Source organism: Pedobacter antarcticus (genome assembly GCF_900103515.1).
In the GTDB taxonomy this organism is placed as follows: Bacteria; Bacteroidota; Bacteroidia; order Sphingobacteriales; family Sphingobacteriaceae; genus Pedobacter; species Pedobacter antarcticus.
Genome location: NZ_FNGZ01000014.1, coordinates 38,839 through 59,881 on the forward strand (window position 1 = coordinate 38,839; position 21,043 = coordinate 59,881).

The 21,043-nt window shown below is 40.8% G+C and carries 12 protein-coding genes; 7 read left to right on the top strand and 5 right to left on the bottom strand.

The features are described from left to right. Positions 1 to 9 precede the first annotated feature (9 nt). On the bottom strand, positions 10 to 1,116 hold the full coding sequence (locus BLR53_RS18365; RefSeq protein ID WP_083332134.1) for an HmuY family protein: 1,107 nt from the start codon (positions 1,114 to 1,116) through the stop codon (positions 10 to 12). 134 nt (positions 1,117 to 1,250) lie between these two features. On the opposite strand from BLR53_RS18365, the gene BLR53_RS18370 reads away from it, so the two are divergent. After that, positions 1,251 to 2,300 carry a hypothetical protein gene (locus BLR53_RS18370; RefSeq protein WP_037439708.1) on the top strand — a complete coding sequence of 350 codons (1,050 nt, stop codon included), beginning with the start codon at positions 1,251 to 1,253 and terminating at the stop codon, positions 2,298 to 2,300. Positions 2,301 to 2,455: 155 nt separating this feature from the next. After that, the gene (locus BLR53_RS18375; protein ID WP_037439710.1) at positions 2,456 to 3,043 is read left to right on the top strand and encodes a HupE/UreJ family protein; all 588 of its coding nucleotides are present in this window, start codon (positions 2,456 to 2,458) and stop codon (positions 3,041 to 3,043) included. Here BLR53_RS18375 and BLR53_RS18380 read toward each other — a convergent pair. Together BLR53_RS18380 and BLR53_RS18385 are read right to left on the bottom strand one after the other, a co-directional pair. Continuing rightward, positions 3,040 to 6,129: a DNA gyrase/topoisomerase IV subunit A gene (locus BLR53_RS18380; protein ID WP_074591701.1), complete on the bottom strand. Its 3,090-nt coding sequence runs from the start codon at positions 6,127 to 6,129 to the stop codon at positions 3,040 to 3,042. The two genes, BLR53_RS18375 and BLR53_RS18380, sit on opposite strands and share 4 nt — an antisense overlap. Before the next feature lie 69 nt (positions 6,130 to 6,198). After that, positions 6,199 to 6,693 carry a cytidine deaminase gene (locus BLR53_RS18385; protein WP_037439714.1) on the bottom strand — a complete coding sequence of 165 codons (495 nt, stop codon included), beginning with the start codon at positions 6,691 to 6,693 and terminating at the stop codon, positions 6,199 to 6,201. Between the two features lie 267 nt (positions 6,694 to 6,960). On the opposite strand from BLR53_RS18385, the gene BLR53_RS18390 reads away from it, so the two are divergent. The 3 genes from BLR53_RS18390 to BLR53_RS18400 are packed head-to-tail and all read left to right on the top strand — an operon-like array spanning position 6,961 to position 15,365. Continuing rightward, positions 6,961 to 11,994: a translocation/assembly module TamB domain-containing protein gene (locus BLR53_RS18390; RefSeq protein ID WP_074591702.1), complete on the top strand. Its 5,034-nt coding sequence runs from the start codon at positions 6,961 to 6,963 to the stop codon at positions 11,992 to 11,994. Between the two features lie 18 nt (positions 11,995 to 12,012). Next, positions 12,013 to 14,343 carry a translocation and assembly module lipoprotein TamL gene (tamL, locus tag BLR53_RS18395; protein WP_074591703.1) on the top strand — a complete coding sequence of 777 codons (2,331 nt, stop codon included), beginning with the start codon at positions 12,013 to 12,015 and terminating at the stop codon, positions 14,341 to 14,343. An 8-nt stretch (positions 14,344 to 14,351) separates the two neighbouring features. After that, the gene (locus tag BLR53_RS18400) at positions 14,352 to 15,365 is read left to right on the top strand and encodes a YihY/virulence factor BrkB family protein (RefSeq protein WP_051759776.1); all 1,014 of its coding nucleotides are present in this window, start codon (positions 14,352 to 14,354) and stop codon (positions 15,363 to 15,365) included. Here the strand turns inward: BLR53_RS18400 and BLR53_RS18405 are convergent. After that, positions 15,362 to 17,272 carry a DNA topoisomerase IV subunit B gene (locus BLR53_RS18405; RefSeq protein WP_037439718.1) on the bottom strand — a complete coding sequence of 637 codons (1,911 nt, stop codon included), beginning with the start codon at positions 17,270 to 17,272 and terminating at the stop codon, positions 15,362 to 15,364. The two genes, BLR53_RS18400 and BLR53_RS18405, sit on opposite strands and share 4 nt — an antisense overlap. 108 nt (positions 17,273 to 17,380) lie before the next feature. Here BLR53_RS18405 and BLR53_RS18410 point away from each other — a divergent pair, with 108 nt between their 5' ends. Both BLR53_RS18410 and BLR53_RS18415 read left to right on the top strand, forming a co-directional pair. Continuing rightward, positions 17,381 to 18,733 (top strand): APC family permease, encoded by a 1,353-nt coding sequence (locus BLR53_RS18410; protein ID WP_037439720.1) that lies wholly within the window; start codon positions 17,381 to 17,383, stop codon positions 18,731 to 18,733. 127 nt (positions 18,734 to 18,860) lie between these two features. Beyond that, positions 18,861 to 20,186: a DEAD/DEAH box helicase gene (locus BLR53_RS18415; RefSeq protein ID WP_037439722.1), complete on the top strand. Its 1,326-nt coding sequence runs from the start codon at positions 18,861 to 18,863 to the stop codon at positions 20,184 to 20,186. Positions 20,187 to 20,277: 91 nt separating this feature from the next. On the opposite strand, the gene BLR53_RS18420 is transcribed toward BLR53_RS18415, so the two are convergent. Then, the gene (locus tag BLR53_RS18420) at positions 20,278 to 21,006 is read right to left on the bottom strand and encodes an acyl-CoA desaturase (RefSeq protein WP_037440171.1); all 729 of its coding nucleotides are present in this window, start codon (positions 21,004 to 21,006) and stop codon (positions 20,278 to 20,280) included. Positions 21,007 to 21,043 lie beyond the last annotated feature (37 nt).

A 21,043-nucleotide genomic window follows, 5' to 3' on the forward strand; every position in this document is an offset into this window, starting at 1 on the left:
TTCACGATATTAAGCAGCAGGCTCCAGCAGACGATATTCTATGCGGGGCCTGCCTCTTCGGCCTCCATCATTAGGTATAAAGCTTAGAAATCTTAATTTATAAACATTTCCTTCGCCATCCTTTACCAGAAAAAATCTATCTCTGTAAACAGAGGAAGTACCAGCTGCGGGATCTAAATTCCGCCACTTCGTTCCTATGGCATCTCGCTCAGCGCTATAGGTTACTCCTGTCTGATCTTCAAACTTATAATCCTCATACGATTTTGTCGTCGCTCCGGTTCCACTAAAAACAACCTGTGCTGCCTGTACACCGCCACCAGAATTGATCAGCACAAAATCGGGCACAGTGATCGCGTTACCTGCCGTATTTTTGTAGGTGCTCCAACCCCATTGTATATCCCAGTTTACACGTGCAGGCTCAAAATTCGCCCGGTTAGACCTGAAAGAACCAAAGCGGAAGTTGTATGAGTCATCCTTGGCTATAGTAACGGTGCTGAATCTGGAAGGCGTGGTCTCATTAATCAATGCATAATCTATTTTATAACTGCGGTCTACCAGATAGACCTTCATTTTATACCATCTTTTATTAGGCGTATCAACAGTGTCACCTGCGGTTCCTCTGTTAACGATGTAGACATTGCTTGACTCCGCGTCGGCTTTGACCTCGGCAAATACAGTTCCACTCAGATAGGCCGCGAAATCGCCACTGACAGGATCTACATTCGCCGTATTACCGGAAGTCCCGTTTACCCTAAGCGTATTATTAGTTTCAAGAGCAGTCGTGTCACTCCCTGTCACACTTGCTAAAGAAGTTTTATTTAAAGCGATGGCCGCAGCACCCATGGTATGATTGATAATTAGTCTGTTTTCTGTACCACAATACACGCCGAAATCCCATGAGTTCCTGAGTTCCCTGGTCTGAATACCTTTGCTGAAATCCATAAATACACTATAGCTCGCATAAATTCCTTCCGTAGGCCGTGCAAGGCCGTTCAATGTAGTAGTGTCGCCTTTAAACGCAGGAATCAGGTGAATTTCGGAAATTTCTTTTTTACAGCCGGTCATACTATAAAACAGGATTGCAACAAAGAAAAGGAGTAAATAATTTCGTATCATAAATTTAAATCGTGCGAATGGTTAAAGATAAGCAATTTAAGGATTCGTAAAGTTTGCAGATTGATTTAATACAGCTAAATTGTCAGTTGATTGTGTAGTTTTGCACGAGAAAAATAAAATACATTACCCTATCTATGAAAATAACACCACCCGCAACTTTCGCACTTGCGTTCACCACTTTCGCACTGCTTGCTAGCTGCAATTCCAATTCAACGAAAGCAGAAGGTAAATCAGCAGAAACTCAAAAAGCAAACGCTGATACCACTGAGGTTAGTATGACAGCGCCTGTATCTAAACCAATTGATACTGCTTTATACGACTCTTTACAACTTAAACTCGCAAACGGAGATACTACAGGAAAATGGCCTGTCAAAAACCAGCCTTATCCACTTGCAGGCGCAATTCTGCCTTTTAAAAGAATCGTAGTTTATTATGGAAACCTGCATTCTAAAAAGATGGGTGCTTTAGGTGAGTATGCACCTAAAGAAATGTGGTCAAGATTAAATACTGAAATTAAAAACTGGGAAAAAGCAGATCCGTCTACACCCGTTCAGGCAGGCCTGCACTATATTGCTGCAGTAGCCAGCGGCACCCCTGGAAGAGATGGTAAATATGTGAACAGAATGGCCAACAGTCAGATTGATTCTGTATTAGCCATCGCTAAAATGCGCCCGAATACGATTGTATTTTTAGACCTGCAGGTCGCCTTAAGTAATATTAAAGCAGAATTACCGCATATTGAGAAGTACCTGGAACTACCTTACGTACACTTAGGAATAGATCCGGAGTTCTCTATGAAGGACGGCTCTTTACCAGGTAAAAGAATCGGAACATATGACGCTGCAGATATTAACTATGTTTCGCAATATCTTGCTGACATTGTCAAGAAACACAATTTGCCGCCAAAAGTATTTGTCGTTCACCGCTTCACAAGAAAGATGGTAACTAATGCATCCAGTATTAAATTACGTCCGGAAGTACAGATCGTCATGCATATGGACGGATGGGGCGAACCTGAATTAAAAAAAGGCACCTATCGTCATTTCATTTATAGCGAACCTGTAGAATTCACAGGTTTCAAATTGTTCTATAAAAATGATATAAAGAAAGCACCGAATAGATTGATGACACCAGAAGAGTTATTGAAACTTACACCTAAGCCAATCTATATACAATACCAGTAGAAGTTTAGAAATTACAAGAAAAAAAACAGGATTCGGGCGTTCCCAAATCCTGTTTTTTTATGCGCGGTCAGACCAGGATTCAATATATAATTACACAAATAAACACAGTTTTTAATTTTTGTTCATTTTTAATTAAAAATTAATAATTTAGCAAAATGCAGGATTTCTCTTTATACTTCGAATTAGGCTGGCAACATATACTCGATTGGAAAGGATATGACCATATTCTGTTTGTGATGGTGCTCTGTGGAATTTATACCCTGACAGATTGGAAAAAGGTATTGGTACTGGTAACAGCATTTACTATCGGTCATAGTATAACTCTTGCATTAAGCGTTTTTAAGATCATCACTGTCAACACAGATCTGGTTGAGTTTCTTATACCAGTGACCATTCTGATCACCGCAGCCACAAATATCCTTAGCAAAAGAGCCAAGCCTAAAAATATTAAATTGAAATATACGCTGGCTTTATTTTTCGGGCTAATTCATGGAATGGGCTTCAGCAATTACCTGAATAGCCTGCTCGGTAAAAGTAAAAGTATAGTTGCAGAGCTGTTCGCTTTCAATGTAGGTTTGGAAGTCGGACAGATAGTTATTGTACTTGCCACCCTCCTGATTTCATTTATACTGGTTAATATAGTTAAGATCAAAAAATGGGACTGGAACTTTTTCCTGTCCTCTGCAATTTTTGGTATCAGCTTTATTATGGCAGCAGAGCGTCTGCCAGGCTTATTCGGTTAGAATAAGCCCAGTTGACCTTTATCATCAATATCTACATCATCGGGATTTGTAATTTCCAGCTTGATTTCTTTCTTAGCAGGTTTTGGTTTATCCTCCTCCCCCGGTTTACTGTCCGCTGATTTAGGTTCGGCAACATCAGCGGCTGGAGTTTCCTTTACGACTTTTTTAACCCATTTCTTTTTTTCCGGAGCAGGATCCTGAATAATAGTCGTTTCCTGTACTGGAGGCTTTTCTTCAAGATGCTGTTCCGAAGCAGGTTCTTCTTTCTTCACCCAATTCTTCTTTTCCTTAACTTGAGCCGTCTTTTCAAGAGCTTCAGGCTTCTTTTCCGGAGCTTCTATCTTTATATCCGGAGCCTCGGTCTTAATAATTTCTTCAGGCATTTCAGCAACAACAAGATCAGGTATTAACTCTTCCTGTTTTTCCAATACCGGTAAAGAAGAACTGTTATCAGATATCGCTGATTTCTGAACAATCTCTGGTGCCGGTTCTTCCAGCGAATCCTGAACGTTCTCATCCGCAGATTCTGCTAAGTCAACCGGAGCTAGTGTATTCTCTTTATGCTCTTCAGCCAGAACAGGTTCCAACTCTTCGGCATTACTCAATTTAATCTGCTGTACATCATGCTGGCTTAACCTGTTTCCGTTAGCCTTAATTCCTTTCAGGTCAATAAATTCGGACAGTACTATCTCCAGTGTTTCCGGAATTTGTGTTTTTCCCTTCAATACATCAACAGTCAGTAAAGCTGCAGGATTACTGGTCAAATGCAGGAATTTCGATCCTTGCTCTTCACTAATGAGACTTAGCTTTTTACCAATTGCTATCGGCTCGAATAAGAACCGCTTGACGAAGTAATTCTTCGCTTTCCCTTCAAACTGAACAACTGCAAAAGCCTTTTCCGGATCAAACTTCTGAATAAGCAGCAGGTCGGCATCGAAATGATTACTTAATTCAAAAGAACTAAGTTCATACCAGCCCTCTTTATGAACCTGAAGTATCTTGTCGTCCCCATCAAATTCCCCCAGGTACTTTCCTCTGCCATCTACATTTAAACGACGCAATAAATCATCATACCAGATTTTCAAGCCTGATAAAGTTGAAACACCTTTACTTTTCAGTACAATTTTTTTGATTGGATATTTGGATACAATATTTCCCTGGGATCCCCTCCCTTTGATTGCGATCTCAGCAAAATCAAGATCGAATTGCAATTTCTTTAATTTTGTATGCGGTTTAAGCATCACTGTTACCAGTTCAGCTTCACCGTTAGGATTAGCTGTAAAATACCATACTCTAGATCCTTTAGAACCCTTGGTCAGGTCATACTCTTTATCTCTGGTTACACCGACGACAGCGAACCTTTTCACGTAGGAGGTACCACTGCTACCGTCCTTATAAATCATATTATAAATCGTACGCTCGTCATTCTTTTTAAATACCTGGGCGTGCAATATTCCTTTACCGACAAAAGTCTTATCGGCAACTTTCGTAATCAGACATTTGCCATCTTCACGAAAGACAATTACCTCATCCAGGTCAGAGCAATCTGCAATAAATTCGTCCTTTTTTAGACCGGTACCGATAAAACCATCTTCCCTGTTCAGGTACAATTTTACGTTGGCAAGTGCTACCTTGGAAGCTTCAACTCTGTCGAATAACCGGATTTCAGTTTTCCTGCCTCTTCCTTTTCCATATTTATCTTTCAATTTCTGGAACCAGGCAATAGCATAATCAGTCAGGTGGCGAAGATGATTCTTAACGACTTTAATTTCATCAGCAAGTGATTTCATCTGTTCATCCGCTTTTTTCACATCAAAGCGGGTGATGCTGCTCATTGGTTTTTCGATCAGCTTTTTAAAATCTTCAGCTTCTATTTCCCTGTATAGTTGATCTTTAAATGGTTCAAACAACCTCGTTAAGACACCTACAACAGTTTCGAAATTACCTGAATTCTCGTATTCGTGGTTTTTATACATTCCTTCCTGTATAAAAATTTTGAGCAGCGAGCTAAAGAATATTTTTTCCTGTAATTCTTTAAGTCTGATTTCAAGTTCCTGTTTCAGTAAATTTTTGGTGTGCTGTGTGTTCTCGATCAGAATGTCGTTTACACTCAGGAACTGCGGTTTATCCTGTTTAATGATACAGGTGTTTGGAGAAATTGAGACTTCGCATGATGTAAACGCATAAAGCGCATCTATAGTTACATCAGGCGAGATACCAGGTGCAAGTTGAATAACAATTTCAACATGCGCAGCAGTATTATCCTCTATTTTCTTAATTTTTATTTTTCCTTTGTCATTTGCAGACAGGATACTGTCGATTACCGAACCAGTCGTTGTACTGTACGGTATTTCGGTGATTACCAATGTCTTTTTATCCTTCTCTGTTATTTTGGCGCGGACACGGATTTTACCCCCTCTCATTCCCTCGTTATAAGCAGAAAAGTCGGCCATACCCCCTGTAAAGAAATCCGGAAGGATATTCGGCCGTTCGCCATTAAGCACTGCAATAGAAGCATCCAGCAGCTCAACAAAGTTGTGCGGCATAACTTTGGTCGCAAGACCTACGGCAATACCTTCCGCTCCCTGTGCCAGTAATAGCGGGAACTTAACCGGCAATGTGATCGGTTCATTATTCCTGCCGTCATAACTCAGTTGCCAGACGGTTGTGTCGGCATTAAAAACAACTTCGGTTGCGAATTTAGATAATCTGGCTTCAATATAACGGGGAGCAGCAGCGCTATCACCCGTTATTGGGTCACCCCAGTTACCCTGACAGTCAATTAGCAGGTCCTTCTGCCCAATCTGTACCATTGCATCGCCGATAGAAGCATCACCATGCGGGTGATATTTCATGGTATTACCGATTACGTTCGCAGCTTTATTAAAACGCCCGTCATCCATTTCTTTCAGCGAATGCATAATTCTGCGCTGAACTGGTTTCAAACCATCGTTGATATGCGGTACTGCTCTGTCTAAAATTACATAAGAGGCATAATCGAGAAACCAGTTTTCATAAAGTCCGTTGATTGGTATAACAGTATGTTTTGTTTCTTCGTTTATGTGGTTATCTAATTCGTCGCTCATTAAGAATGTTTTGGATCAAACAAAGATAAGGCATCCAGTCAAATTTAGGGAACACAATTTCCCAACAGTTTACAATTCAACCTGCAACCTGTCCTCTACAAAACTGAAGGGTAGCAGACTCCGCACTCCCTTTACCTTCAGCAATTCTCCACCCAGACAGTAAAAGATTATTTCGATAGGTTTCCCCTGCTTCTGTTCAAACTCCGAAATCACCTGCAGGCATGCACCACAGCAGGTTACAGGCTTAGTAATTTCAAATTTATCGGTATGGGCAGTTACGACCATACTCTCAATTACGGCATTTGGATAGGCTGCACCAATACTAAAAAGTGCCACACGTTCTGCGCAAAGACCAGACGGATAGGCCAGATTCTCCTGGTTACTTCCCGTAACAATCTTACCGTCTTTAAGACGAACTGCGGCAGCGACTTTGAAATTGGAATATGGTGCATAAGCTGTAGCCAAAGCCTGCTCTGCAGACCTGCATAAATCCTGATCTTTGCTATTCAGTTCATCCAATCCCTGGAATGCTTCATAACCGATTATAATTTCTCTTTTATTCATATATAAAAACCATAATCAGCTACAAAAACTAATTAATGGGGTTTTAAGATAAGACATTTTAAGTGGTAACAGGATAAATTTTGAAAAATCTATCTTCCAGATGACATTAAGGCCTGAGATTTGATGTAGACCATACACAACTGTTTATATTAGTAAATAAAAAAATTAAACAAATTCATTCAACGCTTTGTTGAAAGGAAGATTACAGATTTCTGTAACAGAAACATGTAAAAATTTTGTTCATCAATCTCTCAAAAAACTTGTCAATTGAATAAATACGTACGAAAAAGTTTAAAGGTCATTCTTTGGGTCATTGGCAGTATAATTCTAATCGTAGTTTTACTTGCCGTATCACTTAATATTCCTGCTGTACAACAGTTTGCCAAAGGGAAAGCTATTAACTATCTGAAAAATAAAACCCATACAGAGGTAAGTCTGGAAAGTATTAAAATTGCACTTCCAAAGGACGTTGTTTTAAACAAGTTCTACATGGAAGACAAAAAAGGTGATACTTTACTTTATGCACAAAAGCTTGCAGTAGACATTAGTCTTTTTCAACTGTTAAAGAACAAAGTGGAGATTAACAATATTGAACTGGAAACTATACGGGCAAACGTAACCAGGATTAATCCGGACACTACTTTCAACTTTTCTTTTTTAGTGGACGCTTTCATGTCCGAGCAAAAGAAACCCGAAGACAAAGTTCAGCAGGACACCACTTCGACCATGAAATTTTCAGTGAGCAAAATAAGCCTGAAAGATATAGGAATTACCTACCGGGATGATGTTGCGGGTAATGACATGCACCTGAACCTTGGGGAGTTTAAAACCAATATCAAAGATTTTGATCTGGATGGACAGCACTATGTGATTAAAGACTTCAGTCTTAAGAATACCAGCGTAAGTTATTTGCAGCAAAAACCGTTAACTCAACTGGCTGCACATCTGGAAAACAGCCTGGACACTGCTCAGGCAGCTGCAGGAAAACTTCCACTGGTAGAAATTCAGGACGTCAATCTGGAACAGGTTAAAATCAAATTTAACGATATGCTGTCTGACACCAGGGCAGATCTTAATATCAGCCAGCTAAATCTTAAAACCTTATTTGCAGATCTAACGAAATCAGACTTTAGACTGGATGAAGCCAGTTTGAATAAATCAAATGTTGCATTCGCATTCAAACCGGCTAAAGTAGAAGCTGAAACTAAAAAAACTGATACAGTTGCCGCCAAACCATCGGCGATGTCTGTTCTGGTCAAAAAACTTCAGCTTGCTGACAATACTATACAATTTGACAATCTCGGTGAAAAGGCCTTGCCCACCGGAATGGATTTCAATCACCTGCGAATTAAACAACTTGGCCTGAATGCCGAAGAATTATCTTACAGCCCGGAAGGAATTAAAGTAAACCTTATCAGTGCGGGAATGAAAGAAAAAAGTGGCTTTGAGCTATCACAGCTTAAAGGAAACGTCCTGTATAATGATAAGACAGTGAAACTGACTAACTTCTTATTCAAAACACCAAATACGCAGGTAGAAAATCAAACGACGCTGGAGTATACTTCATTGGAAGATCTAACTAAACACCCCGAGCGCGTTAAAATTGATATCCAGCTGAAGAACTCAGTATTGGGTCTTAAAGATGCCACTTACTTTAGTAATGCAGTTCCTGCGGCTTACAGAAATCAAAAGATAAAAATCTCTGCTGTTGCAAAAGGGTATATGAATAACCTGAGTATTCCAACCCTGAAAGTAGATGGCCTTAAAAACACGCATATAGATATTAGCGGGCAGGTGAAGGGACTTCCCGATGCAGAGAAAGCCCAACTGGACATTAAGATCAAACGGTTCTCTATGACCAAAGCCGATTTGCTGGCCGTGATACCAAAACAGTCGCTGCCTGCAAATATTGAGTTGCCAAATTCTATTGTGGCGGTTGGTACCTTTAAAGGTGGAATGACCAATTTCAATACCGGTTTCAATATCAATACGGATATGGGTAGTGCAAAATTGCAGGCGGCAATGAGCGGACCGAAAGGAAAAGAAAAATACAAAGCAGATTTAGACCTGCAGAATTTTAACGTAGGCAGGCTCATGAAAATGCAGCAGACCTTAGGCCGTATAACAGTCAAGGCACAAGTTGAAGGAACCGGACTGGATGCCAATTCAGCTTCGGCTAAGATAAATGCGCGTTTAGTTTCGGCCGTTTATAATAAATACACCTATAAAAATCTTTTATTGAGTGGTACTTATGCCGCACAGAAACTGAATCTGAAAAGTGAGATGGCCGATACAAATGCAAACTTTAATCTCACTGCATTCGTAAATATTGCCGGAAAATACCCTGCCGTTAAAGCAGATCTGAACCTTAAACAGGTAGATCTTCAGAAACTAAACTTCAGCCCGACAGAACTGAAGCTGGCCGGGTTGGTTAAAGCAGATATTGCTACCGCCGATCCAGACTATCTGAACGGCGATGTCAGTATCAGAAGTCTTCAGGTTGTCAAAGAAGGCCAGTCATTTAACATTGACACTGTAGACATTCATTCCGAAGCTACTGCAGACCATAACCTGCTTAGCTTAAAATCTGAGTTATTAAATGCGAGAGTCGATGGAAAATACCAGTTGACTAACCTTGGAGCAGCAGTCATTAACCAGATCAATAAATACTATGCATTTGGGACGGTAACTAAGATACCAGATCAGCGCTTCAGATTTAATGTACAGATATTTAATCCGGATTTCCTTAAAAAATTCGTACCTGAACTAACTACCTTCTCTCCATCCCGCATGTCCGGGCTACTAGATACACAGAAAGACAGTCTGGTTATGAATGCATGGGTTCCGAGAGTTGTTTACGGAGATTACAAAGTTGATTCCACTCAGCTGAATATTGACAACGTTAATCAGCAGCTGAATTATAAACTATTGATCAAAAGCTTCCAAAGCCCTTCCATTGCCCTATACAACAGTGAGATCAGCGGACAGGCAGCACAAAACCAACTCGGGCTAAACATCTATCTGAGAGACAGTAAGCGTAGAGATAAGTACGTATTGGGTGGTATATTTAAATCCATTGATAAGAATTTTCAATTTAGCCTTGACCCGCAGAAATTGCTGCTGGATTATGAAAAGTGGGCAATATCTCCTGAAAACTTTATTCAGTTTGGTCAGGCAGGCATCCTTGCCAATCAGTTCAACTTAAGCAAAGGCACACAGCTGTTGAGTATAAATAGTCTGAATGCTACGCCTAACTCACCGTTGAAAGTAGAATTTAAAGATTTCAGAATTGAAACACTTACCAAATTCGCAGATCAGGACAGTTCTCTTGCAGGAGGTTCAATCAACGGTACTGTTGATGTTAAAGATCTGATGGAGACACCTAAATTCGAAGCCAATCTTACCATTGACCAGTTACGTTACCAAAAAGATCAGCTGGGGACACTTCGAATCGCTGTTAACAACAATACCGCAGATGCCTTTGAAACCAATATAGCGCTGAGTGGTGTCCATGAGCTAAGGCTGAACGGCTTTTATTATACTAAAAGCGAAAATGCCCTGGACTTCTCCCTCAATGTTGACAAAATAGATTTGAAAGCATTGGAGAGCTTGTCAATGGGACAGATCAAAAACGGATCTGGCACCATAACCGGGCAATTTGATATTAAAGGATCTACCAGCGCACCAAAAGTACTCGGAGATCTGAAATTTAATCAGGCTGCGTTTACAGCGACTTATGTAAACTCTTATTTCAGAATGCCGAATGAAACAATCAGTTTCGACAATGAAGGAATCAAGTTTAATAATTTCACGATTATTGACTCGCTCAACAGAAGGGCAACGATTAATGGTGGCATTCTGACAACCGATTTTAAGGATTACAAATTCAACATGGATATCCGTACCAATAATTTCAGGGCGCTCAATTCTACCGCGGCAGATAATGAAATGATTTACGGAACAGTTTTCCTTACCAGTACAATTAAAGTACGCGGCGATTTGAATCAGCCGGATGTGGATATGAACATTAAAGTGGAAAAAGGCACAAAGTTCTATTTTGCTATGCCACCAGATGATCCTTCGGTTATATCTCAGGAAGGAATTGTACAGTTTATTGATGCAGATGCGGCACCGTATAATGGACAGAAGGCGTTGCAAACTGACAGTATTAGTAAAGCACCTATCAAGGGCATTAACCTGAGTGCAGATATTTCTATCGATCCCGAGGCTGTACTAAATGTTGTGGTAGACCCTGAAAATGGTGATGCGCTGCAGGTCAGAGGAGAAGCCAATTTGACTGCTACAATGGATGCGAGCGGAAAGACAAGTTTGACCGGACGTTACGAGGTTACCGACGGTTCTTATAACCTATCTGTTGGGCCAATGGGTAAAAAAGAATTCAAATTGGTTAAAGGGAGTACAATTGTTTGGACAGGCGAACCTACGTCTGCAAATGTAAATCTGACCGCTTTATACGAAGTAAATGCGGCGCCGATTGACCTTTTAAATGATCCGACTAATATACAGGCGAAAACAAAATTACCATTCCAGGTATACCTGATGATGAAAGATGAATTGTTAAAACCAAGCATCTCTTTCAGATTAGACCTGCCTGAAAATGAAAGGAACGCGCTGGGCGGAGATGTTTATACCAAGCTGATGATTGTTAATAATGACGAGAGCGAGTTGAATAAACAAGTCTTCGCGCTGCTTGCACTGAACCGGTTTATTGCAGATAATCCATTTGAAAGTCTTGCCGGTGGTGGTGGTGGAGTTTCTACCCTTGCCCGTTCCAGTGTGAGCAAATTGCTTACCGAACAACTGAATAACCTGGCATCGGATCTTATTCAGGGAGTCGATATCAATTTCGGCGTAAACTCTTCAGAAGACTACTCTTCAGGATCACTCGAACAAAAAACGGATCTGGAAGTCGGACTATCTAAAAAACTACTCAACGACAGGCTGACTGTCACCGTAGGTAGCACATTTGGTCTGGAGGGACCATCTACACCAGGTCAGAACTCAACCAATATTGCAGGAAATGTAAATGTGGAGTATGCACTGTCTGCAGATGGCAGGTACAGGCTTCGAGCTTACAGAAGAAACCAAAACGAGGGCGTAATTGAGGGGCAGATTATTGAAACAGGATTAGGTTTCGCACTGGTAGTAGACTATAACAAGTTCAGAGAGATTTTCCAGCAAAGAAGAATCAGGCGCAGAGCGAAACAGGAACAGAAGCAGAACGAAAAAGAAGTAGTTGAATTCCGTTCAGCTGATGAGAATAAAAGGCAATTAAAATAATATACTGAATACTATACGATGAAACACCTATTGAAACCGAGCCTATTGATCTTGACCTGTCTGGTAGTGGCAGCCTGCAGTAATACGAAGTATTTAAAGCCAGGTCAGATCTTATATACCGGAGCTCAGGTGAAGATAAATCCGGATACCACAGGGAAAATTGACGATGAAAAAAATGTCAAAGGGACATTGGAGAGCAAAACAAGACCCAGACCGAATAAATCCATTCTGGGCCTGCGTCCTAAACTTTACATTTATAATCTCGCCGGGGAGCCTAAGAAACCTAAAGGTATCCGCCACTGGCTGAGAACGAAAGTGGGTGAACCTCCTGTATTACTGAGTGAAGTAAAATTGAGCTATAATAATGCCGTGCTGACCAGTTATCTCCTCAGTCAGGGATACCTGCAATCTGTAGTAACCGGAGACACATTAGTGAAAGGCAAAACGGGCAAAGCAATTTATACCGCTCAAACGGGTAACAGGTATAAAATTAATGCGGTAAACTTTCCAAAGGACTCCGGTAACCTGGCTAACGTAGTTAATAAGTTTAAGCAAAAAACCTTAATTAAAAAGGGAGATTATTACGATCTGGACGTTTTTAAAAATGAGCGGATCAGGATAGACAATGACCTTAAAGAAAGCGGATACTTTTATTTCAGCCCTGACTATCTGATTTTACAGGTAGATAGTACCATTGGCAATAACCTGGTTAATGTAAATATCAGGGTTAAAGATATTGCGCCGGACGCAGGTTTAAAACCTTATACGATTAACCATATCAGAATTTATCCAAGATATTCACTCCGCCGCGACAGCGCATTGAGAAAACTGACCCCTGAAGTTTATCACGACTTTGAAATCTACGACGACAGGAATACTTTTAAACCAAGATTATTTGACAGGCTGGTCTTCTTTCAAAGAGGTGAAACCTATAACAGAAAGGATCATAACCAGAGTTTAAACCGGATGGTCAATATCGGGGCATTCCAGGCAGTGAAAGCAGAATTTATACCGCTGGATAGTTTCAAAAATAATCAACTTGATCTGAATATCTATCTGACCCCTCTGAAAAAGAATTCACTAACCTTTTCCGTTACAGGAACAAGTAAGTCGAATAACTTTGTCGGATCTGAAGTTAAAGTCACACAGACTACCAGAAACCTGTTCCGCGGTGCAGAACAACTGGACCTTAGTGTCAGCGGAGGATTTGAAACACAGGTTAGCGGACAGTCCAGGGGATTAAATTCGTACTCGCTTTCAGGACAGGCCAAACTGACCTTTCCGAGATTTATTGTACCATTTTATAAACCGAAAAGTACAACTGCATTTATTCCTAAAACAGTCGCCTCACTTTCCTATGAATTATTGAGCCGTGGATCACTTTACAACCTGAACTCCTTCAAAGGCGAATATGGTTATGTATGGAAAGAGAACCAGTATAAAGAGCATACCTTCAATCCAATCTCTATTACGTTTGTCCGTCCGACAGTAACGAGAGATTCGCTAAAGCAGGATAGCTTATATGCCATACCAGGAATGAGGAGCACGCTGGAACGCCAGTTTATAATCGGAAGCAGTTATAACTTTGCTTACACGAATCAGATGGAAGATAACCGAAGGAATAATATCTATTTCAACGGTAATATTCAGGCAGGCGGTAATGTCTGGGGTCTTTTCGTCCCGAAAAATGAATTTGGACAGAAAACTATTTTAAATGTTCCGCTCACACAGTTTATCAGATTTGAAGCCGACTTCAGAGATTATTATAAGATCACAAGAAACCTGATCTGGGCAAACAGACTTAATCTGGGATATGGTTATGCCTATGGAAATAGTAGTTCCATGCCGTTTGTTAAGCAGTTCTTTGCTGGTGGTACAAATGATATCAGGGGTTTTGCAGCAAGGTCATTAGGTCCGGGAACCTACCGTTCTCCGCAGACAGCCATCTTTGCAGATCAGAGCGGTGACGTTAAAGCAATGCTGAACACCGAACTTCGATTTAAATTGGTAAGCGTTCTTTATGGTGCATTGTTTGCAGATGCTGGTAATATCTGGTTAAGAAAAGAAGATAAAGGCGGAGTTGATCCGGTGACCGGGCGCGTAGATGAAGGACGACCTGGTTCTGGTTTTAAATTCAAAGACGCACTGAGTGAAATGGCTATTAGTACAGGAGCTGGTCTGCGTGTGGATGCGACGATCTTTGTAATCAGGCTCGATGTTGCCTTTCCAATCCGTAAACCTTACCTGCCACCAGGAGAAAGATGGGTGTTTGACCAGGTCGACTTTGGCAGCAAAGCATGGAGAAAAGATAATTTAATTTATAATATAGGTATAGGGTATCCATTTTAAGCTGACGAATGAAGATTATAGACAAGATCAAGAAATTTTTCATTGCCCTTTATCATTTATTTGTAGCGGCAGGACAAGGGTTCATCGAGGATAGAGTTACCAAATTAAGTGCCTCACTGGCCTACTACACCATTTTTTCGCTAACACCGCTGATTATTATTATTATTTCAGCAGCCAGTATTTTTTTCAGCGACAAATTGGATCCGGGGACTGAACTATTCGATCAGATCACTGAAATGGTAGGTGCTGAAGCAACCAGTCAGCTACAGGGTTTCGTAGCAAATGCAAACGTTACCGGTAAATCTACAATGGGGCTCATCATTGGAATTGTAACACTTGTAGTTGGGTCTACAGCGATTTTTGTGGAGATTCAGGATAGTATTAACCTGATCTGGAAAGTTAAAGCAATTCCTAAAAAAGGATGGTTAAAAATGATTACCAACCGGCTGCTTTCCTTTTCACTGATTGTGTCGATGGGTTTTCTGCTGCTGGTGTCTCTGGTGATTAACAGTATCGTACTTAGTCTGGGATCAAGACTCGGTGAGCTGCTTCAACGCACAGGTATCGGAGAAGCGATTCCGGTCGCTAATGACACCACAACATTGATTATATACATCCTGAATAATGTTATCACTATTGCCGCCGTTACCGCGGTATTTACCATCATATTCAAAGTATTGCCTGATGTGATTATCAGGTGGAAATCGGCGATCATAGGCGCCTTGTTTACTGCATTTTTATTCGGACTCGGTAAATATGGAATTGGTATTTACATAGAGAAAGGTAATCCGGGTTCTGCTTTCGGGGCGGCAAGTTCGATCATCGTTATTTTACTGTGGATTTATTATACAGCAATAATTCTTTATTTCGGGGCAGAATTCACACAAGCCTATGCCGAAAAATATGATAAAGGTATTAAGCCGAGCAAGTATGCGGTACATACCCAGATTACAGTCGTGGAAGAGAAAGTTGACGTTTTACCTCCAAAGCATCCAAACGAAACAAGAACAGAACCGGATTAAGCCGGTTCTGCGTTTACAATATCTTCAGTGACAGCCGCTATTGCAGCCTCTGCATCGGCCGAAACTAATTCTTCGATTGTATCTTTTTCGATTCTCAGATTACGGATAATATGTTGTTGCCTGTCGGGTGTATTTTTACCCATATAGTATTCGAGCAGGTTTTTAATTGTCTGATCTTTCAGAATTACCGGGTCAAGCCTGATATCCTTACCGATAAACAAGCCAAATTCATCAGGAGAAATTTCACCTAAACCTTTAAACCTGGTAATTTCAGGTCTGCTGCCTAATTTATCGATCGCTTTTCTGCGTTCTTCATCGCTATAACAATAAATGGTCTCTTTCTTATTTCTAACCCTGAAAAGCGGTGTCTGCAGAATATATACATGTCCGGCACGAACCAGATCAGGGAAAAATTGAAGGAAGAAAGTCATCATCAGTAAACGGATGTGCATACCGTCGACATCTGCATCGGTAGCAATTACGATATTGTTATAATGCAGTCCATCCAGTCCGTCTTCGATATTTAAAGCATGCTGCAGTAAGTTGAATTCTTCATTTTCATAAACAACCTTTTTGGTCAGTTCATAACAATTCAGAGGCTTACCTTTCAGACTAAAAACTGCCTGACAGTCCACATCTCTCGATTTGGTAATAGATCCTGATGCAGAATCTCCCTCTGTAATAAACAGCGTAGTCTCGTACCGCTTGTCATGTGTAGTGTTAAAGTGAACCTTGCAATCTCTTAATTTCTTGTTATGCAATGATGCCTTTTTTGCGCGGTCGTTGGCCAGTTTTTTTATACCCGCGATATCTTTTCTTTCCCTTTCAGACTGCAGGATCCTTTTCAGTAAGGCTTCAGCTACATCCTGATGTTTGTGCAGGTAATCATCCAGTTCCTTTTTAACGAAATCATTGATGAAAGTTCTGACAGATGGCCCTTCGGGTCCCATATTCTGAGAACCCAGTTTAGTTTTCGTCTGTGATTCAAAGACAGGTTCCTGTACCCGGACAGAAATTGCCGCTATTATAGAAGCTCTGATGTCAGAAGCTTCATATTCTTTTTTATAAAATTCACGGATTGTTTTCACTACAGCTTCACGAAATGCTGCCTGATGTGTACCGCCCTGTGTAGTATGCTGCCCGTTAACAAAAGAGTGATAATCCTCACCGTATTGCTGACCGTGAGTCATCGCAATTTCGATATCACTGCCCAGTAAGTGAATTATAGGATAGCGGATATTTTCTACATCGGCAACTTTATGAAGCAGATCATACAGACCACGTTCAGAAAAATACTTTTGTCCGTTAAAATTAACTGTAAGTCCGGTGTTCAAAAAAACATAATTCCAGATCATGCTTTCTACAAAATCCGGGATATAATGGTAATTCCTGAAAATACTTTCATCCGGATAAAAAGTAATTGCGGTACCATTACGCTGCGTAGTATCTATAATAGGATGGTCAACAGTGATCTCCCCTTTCGAAAACTCTACTTTTTTAGTTTTTCCATCACGGTAGGATTGTACGACAAAATTTGTGGACAATGCGTTTACAGCTTTTGTACCTACCCCATTTAATCCAACAGATTTTTGAAAAGCGTTACTGTCGTATTTACCACCGGTATTAATTTTAGATACGCAGTCGATCACTTTACCTAATGGAATACCACGACCGTAATCCCGGACATTCACTTTAGCATCAGAAACAGTAATATCTATGGTGCGTCCCGAACCCATCACGAACTCATCGATAGAGTTATCCATGATTTCCTTCAGCAGGACATAGATCCCGTCATCCTGGGCAGATCCATCACCAAGCTTACCGATATACATACCGGGGCGTAGCCTGATGTGTTCTTTCCAGTCCAGTGACCGTATACTGTCATCGTTATAAATTGGTTCAGCCATAATCTTTACGTATAAATGCAAATTTAATCATTCATCCACACAATTAGTTGACGAAGTTTCAACAAATAAACAATTAGCATTACCTTCAGCTTCAACTCAATTAAGTAGATGCTCCAAAAAAAACAACTCAGCCTTTTTGATCTTTCCATGATCGTGGTCAGCCTGGTCATCGGAATGGGAATTTTCCGCACTCCGGTTAACGTAGCCGTTAAGGCTCAGATACCTTCCCTGTTTTTCCTGGCCTGGTTAATCGGTGGACTTGTTGCCTACTGCGGTGCACTGATCTATGCAGAAATCGGTTCAAGGTTTCCTGTTAACGGCGGTTACTATAAGATTTTTTCGGCCTGTTATCATCCTTCTATTGCATTTGCAATGAATGGTATCATCATCGTTACCAATGCTGCATTTATTGCCGGAGTAACCCTAATCGGTTCAGAGTACCTGAGCAGTGTTATCCTTCCAGCCGATGTTCCCACTGACACCTACCGGTTGCTCATTGCCGGTATTACTGTCCTGATTTTTTATGGTATAAACCTGTTGGGATTAAAGACAAGTTCGAAGATTCAGAATATTCTAAGTATCATTAAGATTGTGCTGATTCTTATGCTCATCTGTGCTTTATTTACCGGCAGCACCAATTCAGGTATTCCACCTGTTTTCAAATCCGTTTCCGGCGAAGCACCAGGCTGGGCAGATTATGGTAAGGCACTGGGACTTTGCCTGGTTGCGGTATCTTTTTCTTTCGGCGGCTATACACAAACTATAAATCTGGGCGGTGAAGTCAGGGAGCCTAAAAAAATCTTACCAAAGGGTATCAGGTTTGGCATTCTGATCGTCATTGCCCTTTATATGCTTATTAATTATGCTTATGTACAAGTTATTGGGTTCGAAGAACTCAAAACTGCAGACAGTATTGCTGCAATCCTGGCCGGTAAAATTTTTGGCCCGGTCGGTTATACGTTGTTATCCGGATTAATCTTCCTGTCCGTTCTGGGTTATGTCAATGTCAATTTGCTGAGTAATCCCAGAGCACTATTTGCAATGGGCGAAGAGAAAGCACTCCCTGCTGCATTCGCCTGGCAGCACAAGAAAACAGGCGTTATGGTTTTCAGCCTTACAGCTTTTACCGCATTAGTCCTGATTATTTTATTCTACGGCAAAACATTCGATACCCTGTTAAATTATACGATTATACTGGATTGTATCGGTACTGCCAGCTCTGCGGCAACCCTATTCTATCTTCGTAAATCGACGGCTCATCTGGATAAAGACAGTATTTTCACACTCAAGTGGTATCCGTTTATCCCCATCATTTTCATTTCTTTTTACATTTTTGTCGCCCTCAGTATTTATCAGGATGACCCGGTTTCGGCCCTTAACGGGCTGCTCGTGTTTGCAATATTTATGCTCTTGTATTTTATAGGTTACTGGGCGAGACGTTTACGCAGCCAAAGAAAATAAATTGTTAAATAACTTATATGTATATTTGCAACGAACGTAATTGTTTAAACAGCAATCTATTCGGCCTTTGCGAACAAGCCGGCCATGAACGTTTCAACATCATTTTACAAATTAAAATACAAACACATTGTTATTCGAAGAATTAAACCTGATTGAGCCTATTTTAAAAGCGCTGCAAACAGAGGGTTATACTAACCCAACACCTATACAAGAACAATCTATTCCTACAATATTAACGAGCAGAGATTTACTGGGTTGCGCTCAGACCGGTACAGGAAAAACCGCAGCTTTTGCGATTCCTATGTTACAGTTGCTGAACAAAGAACACCAGAATGCTAAAGGTCCAAGACCTATCCGTGCGCTGGTATTAACCCCTACTCGTGAACTTGCCATCCAGATCGAAGAAAGCTTTAAAGCTTATGGTAAAAACCTTGCCCTTCGTCACCTGGTTATTTTTGGCGGAGTCGGACAAAAGGCACAGACAGATGCTTTACACCGTGGTGTAGACATCCTGATTGCAACGCCAGGTCGCTTACTTGATTTAATGGGACAAGGTTTTATTAACCTTAAGGATGTAGAAATCTTTGTTCTTGATGAGGCAGATAGAATGCTGGACATGGGTTTTATCCATGATGTTAAGAAAACGATTGCCAAACTACCTGCAAAAAGACAAACTTTATTCTTCTCGGCAACTATGCCGCCTGAGATCCAGAAACTGGCTGATACCATTTTAACCAATCCTTTAAAAGTGGAAGTTACTCCGGTATCCTCAACTGCAGAAAAGATTGAGCAAAGTATCTACTTCGTAGAGAAGAATGACAAGAAAAATCTTTTAATCCACATTTTGCAGGATAAGACTATTGCAACAGCACTGGTCTTTACCCGGACGAAACATGGTGCAGATCGTATCGTAAAAGATTTGATTAAAGTTGGCGTAAAAGCGGAAGCAATTCACGGTAACAAGTCTCAAAATGCCAGACAACGGGCTTTAAGTAATTTCAAAGATAAAACAACCCGGATCCTTGTCGCTACCGACATTGCAGCAAGAGGTATCGATGTAGATGAGCTTACACACGTAATCAACTATGAACTGCCAAATGTACCGGAAACTTATGTACACCGTATCGGCCGTACAGGTCGTGCCGGGAACAGCGGTATCTCCTTCTCTTTCTGCGATAGCGAAGAAAAAGAATACCTGGACGATATTGAAAAACTGATTGCCCTTAAAATTCCTGTACAGGAAGATCATCCTTTTGCCATGAGCTGGCAGGCTTTACTCTCCGGAGCAGCAGCAGCAAAAGGGAAAGGAAAAGCCAAGCCTTCCAGAGGTGGCCGTCAAGACAGATCAGAATATAAACCTAACCTGAGCGGTGCCAGAAAACCTTCTGGTGGCGGAGGCGGTGGTGGTAACCGCAGATTTAGTGGTTCAAGGCCAAAGAGCAAAGCTGATTAACCAGTTATAAAAAAATCCCCGTTCGTTTGAACGGGGATTTTTTTGTTTTATAGTTACGGCATTTCTGCCTGATTGTTCAAAACAAATCCGATTATAACTTCCGGATCTTAATAATACGCATCCAGTGCATAACCTTCATGATTGGATAAGTCGGATCAAATTCAAACCAGCGCGAAGCAAAATTTGGATTGTTAGGCTTTTTATGGTGATTGTTCTGAAACAGTTCACCCATCATCAGGAAGTCGAGTGGAAGGGAATTCTTACTGTGATCATTATTGTCATGGTTGGCATAACCATATTTATGCCCGCACCAGTTTACGATTGCACCATGTAAAGGACCCATCAGGAAATGAACCGGCAGTAAAAGGAACATCCACCATGCGGTAGCAAAAGTTACGTAGAACCAGATGTAGAAACCGATAAAAACCAATCTGGTAATCCAGGAGTCCCCTATTTTGTCAATTATTGGCCAAGACGGATAATTATCACGGAACTGCTCTTCCGGCTCTTCATTATATTTCGCATAATTCAGATAAATATTTTTTGTCTGTATCATCATACCCCAGACATCCTTTACAAAATGCGGCGAATGCGGATCTTTCTCTGTATCACTAAAAGCGTGGTGCATTCTGTGCAAAATGGCATAGGCACGTGGATTCAGGAATGAAGAACCTTGCGACAGGAAAGTGATCGCATAAAAAAACTTCTCCCAGAAAGGATTCATCTTAAACATCTTATGCGAAGCGTATCGGTGAAGGAAGAAAGTCTGGGAAAAAAGAGAAAGGAACCAGTGGAGTAAAAAGAAAACTAAAATTATCATACAGTAAATTAAAAGCCAGCCGGAAAAAATTTACCCA